A 2,200-nucleotide genomic window follows, 5' to 3' on the forward strand; every position below is an offset into this window, starting at 1 on the left:
ATTTAGTATTAAAGAATTAAAAGAAATATTATCAAATTCAAATGAAAATACACAAATTATAGCGGTATATTATTTGAAAAATAAATTAGATAAAGTTGATACAAAATTATCTAACCTATTTAAAAATAATGGATTTACTATTTTGAAAAGCGACAAAGTTAATTTGGAGCTAGTAGATAAAATTTTAAAATCTAAAAATATTCCTGTTTCTGCAACTACCTTTATAGATGCAGATAATATGGATGTAGTTTTAAATGATATTGAAAAAATTAGCTTATTAGATGAAGAAGAGCTTATTAATGTAAAAAAATATATATCTGAATCATTTGATAGTAATATTTTTGAATTAATAAACTCAATTCTTTTAGGCGATTTAGATGAAGCTTTAAATAAATACTCTCATCTAAAAGAAAATCCAGTTGCTATAAATAGAATAGTATTAAAACAATTGGATCAGATAAGGATAATTAAAAGTTATCCAAGCTCATTTAAAAGTGAGTTATCAAAAAGGGGATATTCTAATATACACCCTTATAGATTACAGCTTATGAAGAAATCATCTATAAACACAGTAATTGATTTAAATATGGCTGTTATGGAACTAATGAAAAATGATATTGATAAAGTTTTTAACTTTGAGACATCAATATTAAAAATAGTTTCAACTAAAAACAATTAAATTAAATTTAATGGCAATGCCAAGGAGGAATAAAAAATGAGATTAAATGATAAATATAGACCAGGTAAATTTAAAGATATTGTAGGACAAGAAATGGTATCAGAGATATTAAAGAAACAAGTTATCTCTAATAAACTTGCACAAGCATACCTTTTTGAAGGTAGAGCAGGGAGTGGAAAAACAACTTCTGCAAGAATTTTAGCAAAAGCTATTAATTGTACAAGTCCTATAAATGGTGAGCCTTGTGGACACTGTGATAGTTGTAGAGCTATTCAAGATGGTACTTCTCCAGATGTTATTGAAATAGATGCAGCTAGTAATGGTGGAGTTGATAATATAAGGGCTATTAAAGAAAATATGATGTATTCTCCAAGTATAAGTAAATATAAAGTTTATATAATAGATGAATGTCATATGCTTACTACTAGTGCATCAAATGCCTTTCTAAAAATTTTAGAAGAACCACCTAAATATGGGAAATTTATATTATGTACTACAGATGCTGATAAAATGCTAATTACAATTTTATCAAGATGTCAAAAATATAAATTTAAAAATATAAGTGTTAATGATATTAAAAAACAACTTATGCTTATATCTAAATCTGAAGGATATATTCCTGATACTTTAGACAATATAGTAGATATTATAGCCAAAGTATCAAAAGGTGCTATGAGAGATGCAGTTAGTATATTAGAGCAGTTAATTAGCAGCAATATTACATCTTTAAAAGAGGTTATATCTATATTAGGTATATCTTCAAATGCTAGAATATTTAAGTTATTAGGTAACTTAAATAGACGTGATTCTGCAAGTTCTATGGAAACATTTTTTAAGGCTTTAGAAGATGGTACAGATGAAACTAAATTTTGTACTAGTTTAATAGATGCACTTAGAGCTTTACTAATTATAAAAAGTGGTGCTAGCACTAATCTTATTGAAATGTCAAAGAAAGATATTTTTGGTCTTACTAAATTTTCAGAGCTTATTGAAACAAAAGAGATTATTGGCCTATTAGAAATATTCCAAGATGCTTTTAATAATCTTAAAAATGCAATGTCTAAAAATTTAATAATAGAAATAGCAATCATGAAATCAATAGAATTTATGAAATCACAAAATAAAAATTGCATAACAGAAAATATATCTAATGAAACAAAAGAAATTAAAAAAACTGAAACTAAAAAAGAAACTAAAGATAATGGTTTAACTGAAGAAGAAATCAATGCTTTAAAAATGAAAAAACTAACTAAAACTATAAAAGAACGTCAATTAGTTTTAGAAAATAAAGTTAGAAATGTTGCAGATAAAAAAGAAGGAAGAGCAAAAGAGGCTTATTCCAAGTTAGCTGATGCAATAAAATCATCTGGATTCACTAAGCAACAAAATTCAGATGTTATTGTTATAATAGCTCATACTAGCTTTAAAGATATATTAGAAAAAGCAATTAGTAATAAGTCATTAAATAAAATGATTAATGATTGCTTTATTATAGATGGCATTAATTATACAGTTAAATTA

At 25.1% G+C, this 2,200-nt stretch carries 2 protein-coding genes; both read left to right on the forward strand.

The genetic code is table 11. The features are described from left to right. Positions 1 to 679: DNA polymerase III subunit delta (locus tag CLTHE_RS16825; RefSeq protein WP_207651214.1), on the forward strand; the 679-nt coding region annotated here is incomplete at its 5' end. A 36-nt stretch (positions 680 to 715) separates the two neighbouring features. Then, positions 716 to 2,200 (forward strand): DNA polymerase III subunit gamma/tau (gene dnaX / locus CLTHE_RS15055; protein WP_080024114.1); only part of this gene is annotated, 1,485 nt, incomplete at its 3' end.

The sequence above is a fragment of the Clostridium thermobutyricum DSM 4928 genome (assembly GCF_002050515.1).
Classification (GTDB): domain Bacteria; phylum Bacillota; class Clostridia; order Clostridiales; family Clostridiaceae; genus Clostridium; species Clostridium thermobutyricum.